The sequence below is a fragment of the Ciceribacter sp. T2.26MG-112.2 genome (genome assembly GCF_900492205.1).
Classification (GTDB): Bacteria; Pseudomonadota; Alphaproteobacteria; order Rhizobiales; family Rhizobiaceae; genus Allorhizobium; species Allorhizobium naphthalenivorans_A.
Window position 1 is genome coordinate 16,953 of the sequence record NZ_UEYQ01000025.1, and the last position, 15,420, is coordinate 32,372.

Annotated in this window: 13 protein-coding genes; 4 read left to right on the plus strand and 9 right to left on the minus strand. The window is 63.7% G+C overall.

Annotation, left to right across the window (positions count from 1 at the left end; translation table 11 throughout):
• Positions 1 to 19 precede the first annotated feature (19 nt).
• Together DYZ14_RS20790 and petA are read right to left on the minus strand one after the other, a co-directional pair.
• Positions 20 to 1,288 carry a cytochrome b gene (locus DYZ14_RS20790; RefSeq protein ID WP_154722465.1) on the minus strand — a complete coding sequence of 423 codons (1,269 nt, stop codon included), beginning with the start codon at positions 1,286 to 1,288 and terminating at the stop codon, positions 20 to 22.
• 14 nt (positions 1,289 to 1,302) lie between these two features.
• Entirely contained in the window at positions 1,303 to 1,881 is a 579-nt protein-coding gene (gene petA / locus DYZ14_RS20795; RefSeq protein WP_154722466.1) for a ubiquinol-cytochrome c reductase iron-sulfur subunit, read from the minus strand.
• Positions 1,882 to 2,172: 291 nt separating this feature from the next.
• On the opposite strand from petA, the gene DYZ14_RS20800 reads away from it, so the two are divergent.
• Positions 2,173 to 3,117 (plus strand): endonuclease/exonuclease/phosphatase family protein, encoded by a 945-nt coding sequence (locus DYZ14_RS20800; protein WP_154722467.1) that lies wholly within the window; start codon positions 2,173 to 2,175, stop codon positions 3,115 to 3,117.
• A 19-nt stretch (positions 3,118 to 3,136) separates the two neighbouring features.
• Here the strand turns inward: DYZ14_RS20800 and DYZ14_RS20805 are convergent, their stop codons facing one another.
• The 5 genes from DYZ14_RS20805 to DYZ14_RS20825 all read right to left on the minus strand — a co-directional run bounded on the left by DYZ14_RS20805 (position 3,137) and on the right by DYZ14_RS20825 (position 10,267).
• A complete protein-coding gene (locus DYZ14_RS20805) occupies positions 3,137 to 5,038 on the minus strand; it encodes an ABC transporter ATP-binding protein (RefSeq protein WP_195950060.1) in 1,902 nt (633 codons plus the stop codon).
• Positions 5,039 to 5,144: 106 nt separating this feature from the next.
• The gene (locus tag DYZ14_RS20810; protein WP_154722468.1) at positions 5,145 to 5,567 is read right to left on the minus strand and encodes a DMT family transporter; all 423 of its coding nucleotides are present in this window, start codon (positions 5,565 to 5,567) and stop codon (positions 5,145 to 5,147) included.
• Positions 5,567 to 6,037: a DMT family transporter gene (locus DYZ14_RS20815; protein ID WP_154722469.1), complete on the minus strand. Its 471-nt coding sequence runs from the start codon at positions 6,035 to 6,037 to the stop codon at positions 5,567 to 5,569. The genes DYZ14_RS20810 and DYZ14_RS20815 overlap by 1 nt, the downstream gene beginning before the upstream one ends.
• Positions 6,038 to 6,256: 219 nt before the next feature.
• Positions 6,257 to 8,188 (minus strand): HAMP domain-containing methyl-accepting chemotaxis protein, encoded by a 1,932-nt coding sequence (locus tag DYZ14_RS20820; RefSeq protein WP_154722470.1) that lies wholly within the window; start codon positions 8,186 to 8,188, stop codon positions 6,257 to 6,259.
• Between the two features lie 225 nt (positions 8,189 to 8,413).
• On the minus strand, positions 8,414 to 10,267 hold the full coding sequence (locus tag DYZ14_RS20825; protein ID WP_154722471.1) for an ABC transporter ATP-binding protein: 1,854 nt from the start codon (positions 10,265 to 10,267) through the stop codon (positions 8,414 to 8,416).
• Positions 10,268 to 10,644: 377 nt separating this feature from the next.
• Between DYZ14_RS20825 and DYZ14_RS20830 the strand changes: the two genes are divergently transcribed.
• Together DYZ14_RS20830 and DYZ14_RS20835 are read left to right on the plus strand one after the other, a co-directional pair.
• Positions 10,645 to 11,100, plus strand: a complete 456-nt coding sequence (locus DYZ14_RS20830; protein ID WP_154722472.1) for a tRNA (cytidine(34)-2'-O)-methyltransferase — start codon at positions 10,645 to 10,647, stop codon at positions 11,098 to 11,100.
• Positions 11,101 to 11,309: 209 nt separating this feature from the next.
• Positions 11,310 to 12,692, plus strand: coding sequence for a cell envelope biogenesis protein OmpA (locus DYZ14_RS20835; protein WP_154722473.1), 1,383 nt, complete (start codon positions 11,310 to 11,312; stop codon positions 12,690 to 12,692).
• Positions 12,693 to 12,766: 74 nt separating this feature from the next.
• Here the strand turns inward: DYZ14_RS20835 and DYZ14_RS20840 are convergent, their stop codons facing one another.
• Entirely contained in the window at positions 12,767 to 13,726 is a 960-nt protein-coding gene (locus DYZ14_RS20840) for a flagellin N-terminal helical domain-containing protein (protein ID WP_154722474.1), read from the minus strand.
• Positions 13,727 to 13,963: 237 nt separating this feature from the next.
• A complete protein-coding gene (locus DYZ14_RS20845; protein ID WP_154722475.1) occupies positions 13,964 to 14,224 on the minus strand; it encodes a hypothetical protein in 261 nt (86 codons plus the stop codon).
• A gap of 164 nt (positions 14,225 to 14,388) precedes the next feature.
• Here DYZ14_RS20845 and hemF point away from each other — a divergent pair, with 164 nt between their 5' ends.
• Positions 14,389 to 15,303, plus strand: a complete 915-nt coding sequence (gene hemF / locus DYZ14_RS20850) for an oxygen-dependent coproporphyrinogen oxidase (RefSeq protein ID WP_154722476.1) — start codon at positions 14,389 to 14,391, stop codon at positions 15,301 to 15,303.
• The last annotated feature ends 117 nt before the right edge of the window (positions 15,304 to 15,420 follow it).

The following is a 15,420-nucleotide window of genomic DNA, read 5'->3' on the forward strand; positions in this document are numbered from 1 at the left end:
TTTCCCTCTCTCGCAGCGCTTAGACGGTTGCGTCGGCGGACTTGCCGCTCTTTTCGAGAACCGCCTCGGTGATCGAGTTCGGAATGCGGCGAGGCTTCTCGAACAGGCCGAGCAACGGCATCAGGATGAGGAAGAAGCCGAAGTAATAGGCCGTGCCGATCTGCGACAGGATGACATACAGGCCTTCTGCCGGACGCGAGCCAAGCCAGCCGAGCATGATCGAGTTGGCAACGAAGATCCAGAAGAACAGCTTGTACCAGGGGCGATACACGGCCGAGCGGACCTTGGACGTGTCGAGCCAGGGCAGGAAGAACAGGATGATGATCGAGCCGAACATCACCAGAACGCCGCCGAGCTTCGAGTCGATCGGACCGACATTGAAGGTGATGGCGCGCAGCATCGCGTAGAACGGCAGATAATACCATTCCGGAACGATGTGAGCCGGCGTCTTCAGCGGATCAGCCATCGTGTAGTTGTCGGGATGGCCGAGATAGTTCGGCATGTAGAAGATGAACCAGGCAAACACGATCAGGAAGACCGATACGCCGAAGGCATCCTTGAGGGTCGCGTAAGGCGTGAACGGCACGGTGTCCGTCTTCGACTTCACCTCGACGCCGGTCGGGTTGGTCTGGCCGGTGACGTGCAGCGCCCAGACGTGCAGGATGACGACGCCTGCGATCATGAACGGCAGCAGGTAGTGCAGCGCGAAGAAGCGGTTCAGCGTCGGCTGGTCGACGGCGAAGCCGCCGAGCAGGAACTGCTGGATCCATTCACCGACCAGCGGGAAGGCCGTGAAGAAGCCGGTGATGACGGTCGCGCCCCAGAAGGACATCTGACCCCAGGGCAGAACATAGCCCATGAAGCCGGTCGCCATCATCAGAAGGTAGATGACCACGCCGAGGATCCAGAGGATTTCGCGCGGCGCCTTGTACGAGCCGTAATACAGGCCGCGGGCGATGTGCAGGTAGACGGCGATGAAGAAGAACGATGCACCGTTGGCGTGCATGTAGCGCAGGAGCCAGCCGTTGTTGACGTCGCGCATGATCTTCTCGACCGAGAAGAAGGCGATGCTGGTGTCGGCCGCATAGTGCATGGCCAGAACGACGCCGGACAGGATCTGCACGATCAGCATGACCGACAGCATGGCGCCGAAGGTATAGGCGTAGTTCAGGTTGCGGGGAACCGGATAGGCGACGAAGCTGTCGTAGATCATGCGCGGCAGCGGCAGCCTCGCGTCGATCCACTTCTCGAGGCCGCTCGACGGCTGGTAACTGGAATGATCACTCATATTTCTGAATCCCCTCAGCCGATCTTGATCACAGTATCGGATACGAATGCAAATGTCGGAATGTGCAGGTTTTCCGGCGCCGGACCTTTGCGGATACGGCCCGCGGTATCGTAGTGCGAGCCGTGGCAGGGACAGAACCAGCCACCGAAATCGCCGGCCTGACCGAGCGGCACGCAGCCGAGATGGGTGCAGACGCCGAGCATGACCAACCAGTTCTCCTTGCCTTCACCGGCGGAGCGGGCAAGGTCGGTGGCTTCGGCAGCGGCATCGCCGTTGGCATTGCGTGCGACCGGATCCTTGAGATCGGCGAGCGCGACGGCCTTGCCCTCTTCCACTTCCTTGTCGGTGCGGTTGCGGATGAATACCGGCTTGCCGCGCCACTTGACGATCAGCGACATGCCGGGCTCGAGCGCCGAGACGTCGACTTCGATCGAGCCGAGCGCCAGCGTCGAGGCGTCCGGACGCATCTGGTCGATGAACGGCCAGACGAAGGAAGCGGCGCCGACGGCACCGGCCACACCCGTGGTCAGGTAAAGGAAGTCGCGGCGAGAAGGCTCGCCCAAGGTTTCGCTATTCATCTCGTGCTCGCTCACGGTCAAACCATCCTCTTCGCAAAATCCATGCGACACACCGCATTGCTAAGGCGACGACGAATCCCGGGCAATCACGATTGCGCCACAGATTCCCCGCCAATTTGGCGCCTTCTAAGCTTGATATCGGATTATGTCCAGTCTTCACAGGGGGATGGGGGCACAATGTCGCGGTTTTATTCACGCCTGTTTGGCGGATCTTTGGCGCCCTGCCGGCCGTGTTGCAATGCAATGTGAATTGCGGCATGTTCGCCGCTTTCGCACAGGGTTTCCGCCCACGGACTAGCCGCTTTGATGAGAGATCGAATTTCCTCCGCTCTGGGCCTGCTGGTGTCCGTCGGCCTGATGGTCGTCGCCCTGCGCTACGTGACCGACTTCTGGCTCCTGTCGTTCTTCTTCAGCCTCCAGCCGCAGCTCGGCGTAGTCGCGGCCCTGGGTGCTTTGGCCTGCCTGGTGCTGAGGCGCAGCGCGTTCGCCTATGTCCTGCTCGCCGTTTCGCTGCTTCTGTGCGGCCACGCACTATGGATGCAGAGGGAATTCCTGCCGCCCGCCGCGAGCGATGTGGCGGCGGATGCGACGCGATTTCGCGTCCTGTCCTTCAACATGCTGGGCAACAACCACGCCAATGTCGGGCGCATCATCGACATGGTCAACGGATCCGGCGCCGACGTCGCCTACCTGATGGAATCAGGGCCCCTGCTCCATCATCTCGACGCCCTGTCGGCCGCCTATCCCTACCGTATCGGCTGCGGCATCGTGGTCGAAGGGTGCGACCTGATGATCCTTTCGAAACATCCGCTCGAGCATCCCCAGTATCTCAGCCTCAGCGACCTGCGCAGCGACCGCTTCGCCATGGCGACGGTCCACATCGGCGGTCAGACCGTGCAGCTGGCGGCGATACACCTCACCAAGCCCTATTTCGACACCTATCACGCCACCGAACTGCGACGCGCCGGCGTCGCCCTTCGCAAGCGCGGCGGACCGGTCGTGATCGGCGGCGACTTCAACTCCGACACCATTGCCCCGGACATGCAGGCCTTCCTGCGGCGCCACGCCTTGCAGGCCACCGGCCCCGAGCCCGCCACATGGCCGGTCGCGGCCGGCGTCTTCGGCATCCCGATCGATCACATCTACGTCTCAAAGGACATCGTACCGCTATCGCTGACGCGCATGGCCGACCATTACGGCTCCAACCACTACGGCCTGATCGCCGACCTGGCGCTCTCCCCGACGAGGTAACAGCCGGCCCGACGACACTTCAGACGGCGGCGTTCCGCGCGTCAGCGGCCTCGTCGGCCTCATTGTCATGCGTATGCAGGAAGCCGCCGGACTGGCGGGCCCAGAGCTCGGCATAAAGCCCGCCGCTGGCGACGAGTTCTGAGTGCGTCCCTTCCTCGATGATCCGCCCCTTGTCCATCACCACGAGGCGGTCGAGCGCGGCGATGGTCGACAGCCGGTGGGCGATCGCCAGCACCGTCTTGCCCTGCATCAGCCTGTCGAGATTGGACTGGATGGCGGCCTCCACCTCGGAATCGAGCGCCGAGGTCGCCTCGTCCAGCACCAGGATCGGCGCGTCCTTAAGCATGACACGGGCGATCGCGATACGCTGCCGCTGGCCGCCGGAGAGCTTGACGCCGCGCTCGCCGACATGCGCATCGAAGCCCTTGCGGCCGCGCTGGTCTTCCAGCCGCTCGATGAAATCGAGCGCCTCGGCCCGTTCCGCCGCCTTGCGCAGCATGTCCTCGCCCGCATCCTCGCGACCAAAGACGATATTGTCGCGGATCGAGCGATGCAGCAGCGCGGTGTCCTGCGTCACCATGCCGATCTGCGAGCGCAGGCTCTCCTGGGTCACGGTCGAAATGTCCTGGCCGTCGATCAGAATGCGCCCACCCTCGACGTCGTAGAAGCGCAGGAGAAGGTTGACCAGCGTCGACTTACCTGCCCCCGATCGCCCGACGATACCGACCTTCTCGCCGGGGCGAATGGTCAGCGTCAGGTGATCTATCGCCCCCTTCTTGCGCCCGTAGTGGAAGGAAACGTCCTCGAAGCGGATCTCCGGGCTCTCGACCTTGAGTTCACGCGCATCCGGCTTGTCGGTGAGTTCGATCGGCCTGGAGATCAACTCGGCCGAATTCTGGATCGTGCCGATATTGCGCATGATGCCGTTGAGTTGCGTCATCATCCGGCCGAGCAGCATGTTGAGCCGCAGCACGAGGCCAAGCGTGAAGGCGACGCCACCGGCCGTGATCGCGCCGGAGAACCACAGGTCGACCGATAGGGCTCCAATCATCAGGATCATCGCGCCCGACAGCATGGCAAGCGACGAGCGCACACCCGTCAGGAGCCGGGCGAACGGGGTGAGCGTCGCCTGAAAACGGTCGAAGCCGGCCCGGATATAGTGGTCATTCTGGCGCTCGCGCCCGAACAGTTTCAGCGTCTGGATGTTGGAATAGGAATCGACCATCCGGCCGTTCAGCATGGAGGCGGCTTCCGCCGTCTCCTTGGCATGGCGCCGGATGCGCGGCACGAAAATGCGGGCGAGCACCAGGAAGACGGCAATCCAGGTGGCGATGATTGCGGCGAGCCGCCAGTCGAGCTGTGCGACCAGCGCCATGGTCGACGCCGTATAGATCACCATGAACCACACGACCTGCAGCAGCGAGGTCAACAGATCGCCGGTCGATTGTCCCGCCGACCAGACCTTGGTGACGATCCGGCCGGAGAAATCGTTCTGGAAGAAGGAAAGCGACTGGCGTGCCACATGGGCATAGGCCTGCCAGCGGACCAGATTGAAGAAGTTGAGGACGATCACCTGTTCCTCGACCAGCGCGCCCACCGTCACCACGACGAAACGTCCGGCGAGCACGATCAGCGCCATAGCGAGGAGCTCATAGCCGTGGGCGGCGATCAACCCGTCCCATCCGGCCTCCTTCGGCACGGTATCGAGCAGGTCGACGAGGCGCCCGACGAACCAGAACAGCGCCGCCTCCAGCATGGCGACCGCGCCGCCGAACACGGCCATCATGACGAAGGGCAGCTTGGCCTGGCGGACATAGAACCAGACGAAGGCCCATGTTCCCGACGGCGGCCTGAGGTCGTCGGCGCGAGCGAAGGGAGAAATCCAGTTTTCAAACAGGCGGGCGACGGAGCGGAAGATCATGCCAAGCGATATAGGCGGTTTCCGCAGCGGGGCAAAGAAAATGCGGCCGAAAACGGATGGCTATTTCACCATGCCCCGAGACGGGCCCGAAAGGGCCTCGATCCCCTCACTTCGAAAAACGCGTCAGATAGATGCCGAACAGGATCAGCGCGACGCCGGCCGGCTGCCCGATGGAAAACTGTGCCGTGCCGCGCAGGTAGTCGATCGCCAGTCCGGCGATCATCTGCCCGCCGATGATCAAGAGCGCCGAGCGCGCCGCCCCGATGCGCGGGAAGACATAGGACGAGATCGCCACGAAGACCGCGCCGATCACGCCGCCGGTGAACGCCCAGCCCGGAACCTGCCCAAGCAGCGCCAGTCCCTGCCGCTCGAAGAAGACCACGAACACGCTGAGCAGGGCAAAGCCGATGAAGTGGTTCCAGAATGAGGCGCGAAACGCCCCGCGGTCCATGGTGAGCCGCCCGTTGATCGACCGGCTCATGCCCACGGCGGCACCGCCGGCCAGTGCGATGAGGATCGAGGTCAGCATCAGGCACCTCCCGAATAGATGATGAGCGCGCTGCCGGCGATGACGCAGACGGCCGCCAAGAGGTCGAACCGGTTGAGTATCCGCTTCGGCGTTCCGAACAGGCCCCAGAGGTCGGAGATCAGGCCGAACAGGATCTGCCCGACCAGAAGCAGCGAAAGACCGCCGGCCAGCGCCAGTTCGGAATTGACCGCGATCGAGGAGAGCGCCACGGCAAAGGCGCCCGGCGCGCCGCCGAGATAGGACCACAGCGGCGGCTTGGACATCCCCTGCCCGGCCATGCCCGCCCGACTGGACACCAGCAGCAGATTGATGCGCAGGAGGAAGAAGGCGGCAACCGCCCCCACGCCATGCACCACCCAGGAAGCGACGAAGGGCGTCGAATGGCCGGCCAGCCCGCTGTTGATGGTGATCATCACGGCCAGCAAGCCGCCGGCAAGCCCGGCCCATATCCAATCGAGATAGTGTCGCATCCCGCCCCGCTCAGTCGCTCTATCGGTTCGCCGGAATGGGCGAAGGGCTTGCATAACCGCCGGTCCATGCTGCGGCAATCGATTTGTCCGCGACCGATGTTGAGAAAATCTTCAGGCGCCGGCCATGCTCGGCGGCCCGCGCTAGGTCTCGCCACCGCTTGAAACGGAAAATGGGGCATCGCTGCCCCATCTCCCAAGCACATCACTGGATCGCAACACTCAGAATTCGGTCCAGTTCTCCTGGGCAACCGCCGCATTGCCGCGGAACGCACCGGCGAGCTTCTGGCCGAGCGCGCGAGCCGGCGAGGCGGCGGGACGCGAAGCGGGCGTGGCCGCCCGCACCGGCTGGGCGGGTTGCGCAGCCCCCTCACCACCGACCTTGAACTGCGCCATCAGCGCGGTGAGCGCCGCCGCCTGCTGGGCAAGGCTGTGGCTCGCCGCCGTCTGTTCCTCGACCATGGCGGCGTTCTGCTGGGTGCCCTGGTCCATCGTGTTGACGGCCGTATTGATCTCGTGAAGGCCGGTCGACTGTTCGCGCGCCGAGGTGACGATCGCCCCCACATTGCGGTTGATCTCCTGCACTTCGGCGACGATCTTCTCCAGCGCCTTGCCGGTCTCGCCGACCAGTTCCACGCCGTTGCGGACCTGATCCCCCGAAGTGGTGATCAATGCCTTGATCTCCTTGGCGGCATTGGCCGACCGCTGGGCCAGTTCACGGACTTCCTGGGCAACGACGGCAAAGCCCTTGCCCGCCTCGCCGGCGCGGGCCGCCTCGACCCCTGCATTCAGCGCCAGCAGGTTGGTCTGGAAGGCGATGTCATCGATCACGCCGATGATGTTGCCGATCTCGCCGGACGATTTCTCGATCGCCTGCATGGCCTCGACCGCGCGGCGGACGACCTCGCCGGAGCGTTCCGCTCCCTCGCGGGTGCGGGAGACCAGCGCGCCGGCCTCTTCGGCACGCACCGAGGAATCCTTGACCGCCGTGGTCACCTGCTCCAGCGCCGCTGCGGTTTCCTCCACGGAGGCTGCCTGCTGCTCGGTGCGCTTGGAAAGATCGTCTGCAGCGGACAGGATTTCCTTGGCGCCGGCATCGATCGCCCGGGCGTTTTCGCCGACGGCGCGCATCGCATCCTGGAGCTTGGAGACCGAATGGTTGAAGTTGACGCGCAGGGCATCGAGCTGACCGGCAAAGAACGCGCTGATCTCTACGGCGAGGTCGCCGTCGGAAAGACGCTTCAGGCCCTCGGCGAGCTGGTCGACGGCAAACTGCACGTCGGCGGCTTCGCGTGCCTTCTGCTCTTCGCGGGCGATCCGCTCCTCTTCGCTGAGATTGCGGTTCTCCTCGGCCTGGCGCTCCAGGTTCGCGCGCTCGATCGCATTTGAGCGGAAGACAGCGACCGCCGCCGCCATCTCGCCGATCTCGTCCTTGCGGCCGGCAAAAGGCACTTCGCTCGCGGTATCACCACCGGCGAGGCCGTTCATCGAACGTGTAATCTGGCCGATAGGCTTGACGACCCGCAGGATGCTGAGGGCGATGGCGCCAGCGGCGATCGCGCAGCCGACAAGCAGGAAGCCCAAAGTAGCGTAAAGGGCGAAGGCGGAGACGCTGTCAGCCTGAGCGATAGCCGCCTTGCTCGTCTCGTTGTTGGCCGCGGTCATCTCGCTCATCCGGGCAGTGGCCTCCTTGGCGACGGCGGTCATATCGCCCACGAAGATCGCCCGCGCGCCCTCGGAATCATAGGCGGCCTTCAGTTCCATCAGCTTGGCGCCGAGCGCATCATACTTGCCGACTTCTGCGCTGAGCGCGCCGAACTGGGCACGCGTCGCGTCATTCGCGATACCGCTCTCGAAAGCGCGGAAAGTCGCGTCACGATCCGCAACCGACTGCTTCAGGATCTCGCCCACCCGGGCGACTTCCTTCGCCCCGACCGAGCTCAGCATGACGGCATAGTTGCGCCGCACTTCGGCGAAGCGCGCGTCCATTTCGGCAATGGCCAGGGTGCGCGGCAGGCGTTCGCGGCCGATGATATCGACCTGCGTCTTGATGTCCGTGATGAACTTGACGGCCATGACGCCCTGGCCGAAGCCGAGGAGCACCACCACGGCGAAAAGCAGCGGCAGCATGATCTTGATTTTGATGTTTGACATGAACTTCGATCCGGAAGATGCGGGGACATCCCAACGGCGGGGGCAGAAAAGCCCAAGGAAGATCATTTCCCATCGAGAAACGTCGGGTACTCTTCAATAGTGCGCGGCGCATAAACGGAAGCTTGCCAAAGGCCTTGCTAAATTTCGCACGCCTTTTTTGGGGTGTCGCCGACCGCTCACCTCCCGCCTCGAGCCGGAGGGTGAGCGGGCGGGCGCAGGCCGCGGCTATTCCGCCGCGGCCTCGGCCTCATGCTGGTCGGCAAGGAAGCCACCCGACTGGCGGTTCCACAGGTCGGCATAAATACCCCCCTTGGAAACCAGATCGCTATGCGTCCCCGTCTCGATGATCCGACCCTTGTCGAGCACGACCAGCCGGTCCATCTGGGTCAGCGTCGACAGGCGGTGGGCAATGGCGATCACCGTCTTGCCCTCCATCAGCGAGAACAGGCTTTCCTGGATCGCCGCCTCGACCTCGGAATCCAGCGCTGAAGTCGCCTCGTCGAGGATCAGGATCGGCGCGTTCTTGAGGAACACCCGGGCAATGGCGATACGCTGGCGCTGGCCGCCCGACAGCTTCACGCCGCGCTCGCCGACCTGCGCATCGAGTCCCTTGCGACCCTGCATGTCGACCAGTCCCTCGATGAACTCCAGCGCATTGGCGCGCCTGGCGGCCTCCAGCACCTCGGCATCGCCCGCCTCCGGCCGACCATAGGCGATATTGTCGCGGATCGAGCGATGCAAGAGAGAGGTATCCTGCGTGACGACGCCGACCAGCGCCCGCAGGCTGTCCTGGGAGACTTTGGAAATGTCCTGGCCGTCGATCAGGATATGGCCCTTCTCCAGGTCGTAGAAACGCAGCAGAAGGTTCATCAGCGTCGTCTTGCCGGCACCGGAGCGTCCGACCAGACCGACCTTCTCGCCCGCCTTGATGGTGAGCGAGAAGTCCTCGATCACGCCCTTGTCCTTGCCATAATGGAAACGGACATGATCGTAGACGATCTCGCCTTTCGGCGCTTGCAGAGCCTTGGCGCTAGGCGCATCGACGATGTCGTGCGCCTTGGTCATCATGCCCATGCCGTCATAAACCGTGCCGATGTTTTCAAACAGCGCCGAGACCTCCCACATGATCCACTGCGACATGCCGTTGATGCGCATGGCAAGGCCGATGGCGACGGCGATCGCGCCGACCGACACCGTGCCGCCCAGCCAGAACCAGATGCTCAAGCCCGAAACGGCAAACAGCACGATGGCGTTGTTGATGTCGACAAGCACGTTGAGCAGTGTAATCTGCCGCATCTGCCGATGGACGGTGTCGAGGAAGGCGTCCATGCCGTCCTTGGCATAGGCTTCCTCGCGGCCGGCATGAGAAAACAGCTTCACCGTTGCGATATTGGTATAGCTGTCGACAATCCGCCCCGTCATCATCGAGCGCGCATCGGCCTGCTCGCTGGAGAGCCGGCGCAGGCGCGGCACGAAGAAGGTCAGGATCAGCGTATAGAGGACGATCCAGATGATCAGTGGCGCCACCAGCCGCCAGTCGGCGGCAAAGACCAGCGCCAGCATCGAGACGAAGAAGCTGATCGCATAGACGAACACGTCGATGATCTTCATCACCGATTCTCGGACCGCAAGCGAGGTCTGCATCACCTTGGTGGACACCCGGCCGGCGAACTCGTTGGCGAAAAAGGTCATCGAATGGCGCAGCAGGAAGCGGTGCATCTGCCAGCGGGCGATCATCGGGAAATTGCCGGCCAGCACCTGGTGCATGGTCAGCGTATGGACGAAGCCGACCAACGGCAGGCCGATGAGAAGAAGCGCCCCCATCCACATCAGCCGGCCCTTCTCCGTGTCGAGGAAGGTGGCGCGATCGGCAACCGACAGCCAGTCGACGATGTTGCCGAGGAACTGGTAGAGCAGGACCTCGCCGACGGCGATCAGCATCGAGCAGAGCCCGAGCAGCACCAGCCAGGGTGCGGCCGGCTTGGTATAGTGCCAGCAGAACGCCACGAGCCCCTTCGGCGGCAGCACCGGATCCTCCGGCGGATAGGGATTGAGGCGGTTCTCGAACCACGAAAACATGGAAATTCTCCAGAAATCGGCGGCCCATGGAAAACCGGAGCCCGCAATGCGGCGCCGGAAGGGCCAAAAATCAGACAATGAGGCCGCATCCGGCCGCAAGGCTATTCAAATATACAGGTCTTGGAAGAGGGGCGACCAGGTCGCCGTCACGCAGCCTGCAGGTAATGCGGCACCGGAAGGCGCGTCATGCCAATGGATGTCATCGAGGCCTCCCTGTTGCGTGTTGAAGAGGACTGTTTTCTACCTGTCCCAGGTGAAATTGAAAAGCGTCAAAGCTCCAATGAAGACGCGATCCGTCGCCCCCTGTTGCCTGAAGACCACAGGCGAAGGCGCCCGCGCCCCTTGAGCCAGAGGGCCGCCGCGCGCTAGTAAAAGTCATGACCGCACTCCGCATCGCCCTCTACCAACCCGACATACCCGGCAATACCGGCACCATCCTCCGGCTCGCAGCCTGCCTGGGCCTCGGCGTGGATATTATCGAGCCGGCCGGCTTCGACATTTCCGACCGCAACCTGAAGCGCGCCGGCATGGACTATCTGGCAAACGTGTCGCTTGTCCGCCACGTCAATTTCGACCGTTTCGAGGAATGGCGGCGCGAAAGCGGGCGACGTTTGGTCCTCGCCTCGACCAGGGCCGCAGAGCGCTATACCGATTTCGCCTACCGCCCCGACGACATCCTGCTGTTCGGCCGCGAAAGTGCCGGCGTTCCCGAAACCGTCCACGACAGGGCCGACGCCCGCATCATCATTCCGATGGTCGAGGGGCAGCGCTCGATCAATGTCGCGATGTCGGCGGCGATGATCGCCGGCGAGGCGTTGCGCCAGACCCGCTGAGGGCCGGCACAGGGACCCGGCCACCCGCACCTTCCTGCCCTGCCTCTCAAAGAACGGTCGTAAAACCGCGCTAGACTGGTCGCGACGCCGAAATTCGGCGCCTCGGTTGCGTTTGCAACTGCGGCATGATCGCCCCAGGCTCCCGCAGCATTTGCTAATTCTACCGATGAATGATATTGTGCAGCGCAGCATAAACCGGGAGACGATCGATGTTCGAGACCGCATTCGCCCTGAGTTTGACCCAGTTTGCCAGAAGCCTGAGCTTTCCGGAGCGGCTCCAGCACCGGCCGGCCCGCAACGCAGCGCTCGAACCCTGGCGATTGCGCAATACCGGCCTCGATGCGCTGTTCTACGACGTGAAAGCGCTGACGGCAGAGGAAACCTTCTACATCAGCGATTCCCTTGCCTCCGAAGGCCTGATCATGATCGTGCCGCCGAGCGGCGGTGCCATGCTGACCATCTGCGACAGCGTCGCGGAATACAAGCTGCGTGGCGGACGTGACGTACACGCGCTGGCGGTCGCCGGCATCGGCGGCTCGGCGATCGGGGCGGCCGCCTTCGCCCGCAATGTCGCCGACGCGATCGGCGAACCCGTCGCCGCCGTCGTGTCGGGCTACGGCCTCGGCGACATCATCAACGAGACGATCGGCGGCTCGTTCTTCTTCGGCTGGCTCGGCCACATGCGCAACGATCTCGAAGTGATCGACGACGTCGTCGGCCGCCCGCATCTCGGCGCCTACGAGGACCGCCACAAGCTCGCGCTGAAGGCGCATCCGAGCGCGCTCGACACCGATACGGTGGAGACCCTGCTGGCCGATTCCAGCCTTTCCTTCCATCTGCTCGCCGGCCATTCGCGCGGCAACCGCGTGCTGTCCGAGGCGCTCTACGCCATCAAGGAAGAGGACAAGCAAAGGCTGCGCGCCCTTGCCGACGGCCTGCGCATCGTTACCTTCGGCGGCCGCATCACCATGCCGCCGGACTGCCGCGACGTCATCGACGTGATTGGCGAACTCGACTGGTTCGGCGAGATCAATTCGCGGCCACAGATCGACAGCGACATTCGCGTGCCGCTCGCCGGACACTCGACCAATACCGACTTCGCCGGGGCCCTGCAGGTCACCAGGATCCTGAAGGACATCATCGCCCGCAGCCTGCCGGCGGTGACGGAACAGACGGACACAACCTTGCCGGCGGTGCCCGTCGCGGAGGCTCCCACAGTTTCCCCGATCCCGGAACCGGAGGCTGAAGCCAGCCCCGATACCGAGTTCAGCGAAGCGCAGCCCGCCGTCGAAACGGCGGCTGAACCGATCGAACCACTGGCGTCGGAGGAGATCGAACAGCCGGCCGCGGTCGAGGAAATGGCTGAAACCGACGCGGCGATTGCGGACAGCGTCGCTCCGCTGTCAGACGCCGACGAGGAACAGCCCATCGCCTCCCTCGAACCGATCGCCCAGGAGGCCTCCCCGGGCCCCGCCGCGGAAATGGAACTGGAGCCCACACCGGCCCCGGATGCCGCCGTCCCGCATCGCACCGCTCGCGGGGCGAATGGGCGGCACAAGGCTTCCAAACCAAAGACTGCACCGCGTCGCTGAGAACGCCGGAACATTGGACAAACGACAAAGGCCGGCGATCCCCTCGCCGGCCTTCCGAGTCCATGCGGCAAGTGTCAGGCAAACAGCTTGAGCGTGGCGCCCATGGAATTGTTGGCGATGTTGAGACCGATGGTCTGCAACTGTTGCTGCACCTTCTGCGCCGAAAGCTTGGCCGATTCCTCTTCCATGTCGGCATCCACCAGACGGCCGATGCCGATCTCGGTGATGTCCTGCAGGTCCTGCACGAATTCCGTGCTCAAGGCGATCCGGCTGCGGGTCGCGCCGAGACTGGCGCTGGCGTCGATCATGTTGGTCATCATCGTGTTCATCGCCGAGATCATCCCGTCGAACTCGTCTCGCGTGGTCGTGTCCGACACCGCGATTTCCTTGGATGTGGCGGCGACCGGAACAGCCGAATTGGCGTCGAGCAGATGGTAGTCATAGGCGACGCCGCTCCTGGTCGTGCCCGAATAGCTTTGGGTGAGCAAACCGTCCTGCGCGTCCTCGCCGCTGACCAGCGTCGATTTCGCCGTGTCGAAGTCGATCACGTTGACCGACACGTCACCGTCGCCATTGCTGGTGACGGAGGCGACCATGGACTGCACCTTGGGCTGCTGCCCGGCATCGAGGTTGAGCCAGTTCTGTCCGTTGAACGAGCTCGACTGGGCGATCGTGCCGAGCTGCGCCTTGAGCTGGGTGATCTCGGCATTGACCGCGGAACGGTTCGTGCCCACCGCCTGGGCGAGGATCAGCTTGGACTGGATCTCGGCGACGATCGACGTCGCCGCTTCCATGCCGAGCGCTGCCGTATCCGTCACGGCAGCCGACAGCCCGGTCGCGTCCTCGGCGCTCGACAGCGACATGGCGTCGGCGCTCATCGTCGTGGCGATCGACCAGTAGGCGGCATTGTCCGATGCCTCGTCGACCCGCTTGCCCGAAGCGACGCGCGTCTGGGTCGCTTCGAGCGCTCGGCTCGATCCGGTCAGCAAGGACAAGGCCGAGGCGGCCGTCGAATTAAAGGAAACGCTTGTCATCAATTGTCCTTGCGGTGAACCACGAAAAATGCCGGGCGGTGGCCATGGCTTTGACGACGGGCTTCATGCCGGGTCTGTGCACGGACGCGCAGACCGTCAACTGACAAAAGAATGCCAGAGCGGATTTGACATCCGCTTTAAGAAATCCTTAGAATTTTAGCGATGACCACGGAAACCCCGAAAAATGTGGGGCCGGAAAGATCGACCACGGGAAAAGCGTGGAGAAGCCCCGCTTCGTCAATCGGCGGACGGCAGACGGCGCATGGTGAACTCGATCCGGTCGCCCTCGAGCTGGCGCCAGCTCTCGACTTCCGTCCAATAGGCCGCTTTCGGGAAGCTGTCGAACCATTCGCGCGCCTTGGCCCGCGCCTCGTCGCGCGTCAGGCAGAAACTCTCGCGAACGAAATGGCCGCCGTCCGCCCCGGCCTTGGCCTGCCGTTGGGAGGCGATGCGCTTTTTCAGGCCGTCGAACGACGGCGGACCGGGTATTCTCGTCATGAAACACCTCGCAGGCCTGTAAAATAATCGCAGCGGGTCCGTTTTGCGAGTCGATTCTCAACGAATGCGTGAGCGCGGACTGGCCGAGGGCCGGACGTCCTGTTAATTCCGGGATCAGGACAGGCGCCGAGTCGCCAAGCAGGGGCGGATGCCCGGGGGAAGCCATGCAAAGACCTGATCTGCCGAAAGGCCTGCCGGACGATATCGAGGACAAGAAGCTGGCGGCACGCGCCTGGTTCGAGAGCCTGCGCGATACGATTTGCGCCTCTTTCGAAACGCTGGAGGACGAGCTTTCAGGCCCGCTTTCCGACCAGGCGCCCGGCCGCTTCACGGCCAAGGACTGGCTACGCGACAATGGCGAGGGCGGTGGCGGCCGTATGTCGATGATGGAAGGCCGTGTCTTCGAAAAGGTCGGAGTGCACACCTCCACCGTGCATGGCGAATTCTCGCCCGAGTTCCGCAAGACCATGCCCGGCGCCGAGGAGGACCCGCGTTTCTGGGCCTCCGGCATCTCGTTGATCGCCCATCCGGTCAATCCGAACGTGCCCGCCGTGCACATGAATACCCGCATGGTGGTCACCACCAGCCAGTGGTTCGGCGGCGGCGCCGACCTGACCCCCGTGCTGGACCGGCGCCGCACCCAGGAAGACCAGGACAGCCGCGTGTTCCACCGCGCCATGGAAATCGCCTGCGACCGCCATGCCAAGGTCGCGGACTATCCGAAATACAAGGCCTGGTGCGACGAATACTTCTTCCTGCCCCACCGCAACGAAGCCCGCGGCATTGGTGGCATTTTCTTCGACTGGCTGCATTCCACAGATGAGGTCGGCGGCTGGGCGGCGGACTTCGCCTTCGTCCAGGATGTCGGACGAGCCTTCAACTTGGTCTATCCGAAGATCGTCCGGGGAAACTTCAACCAGCCCTGGACCGAGCAAGATCGCGACGAACAGCTCGTGCGCCGCGGCCGTTATGTCGAGTTCAATCTGCTCTACGATCGCGGCACGATCTTCGGCCTGAAGACCGGCGGCAATGTCGAGTCCATCCTGTCGTCTATGCCGCCTGTGGTCCGCTGGCCCTGATCGGGAGACCTTGCACGCCTCGCCCCGCCGGCGACAACCACGCGCGGCTTGGCGCTTGCGCGCATGCGACATAAAATTGCATTTGGATCGGCCTGCCCTCGTGTTATTCTTCCGGTG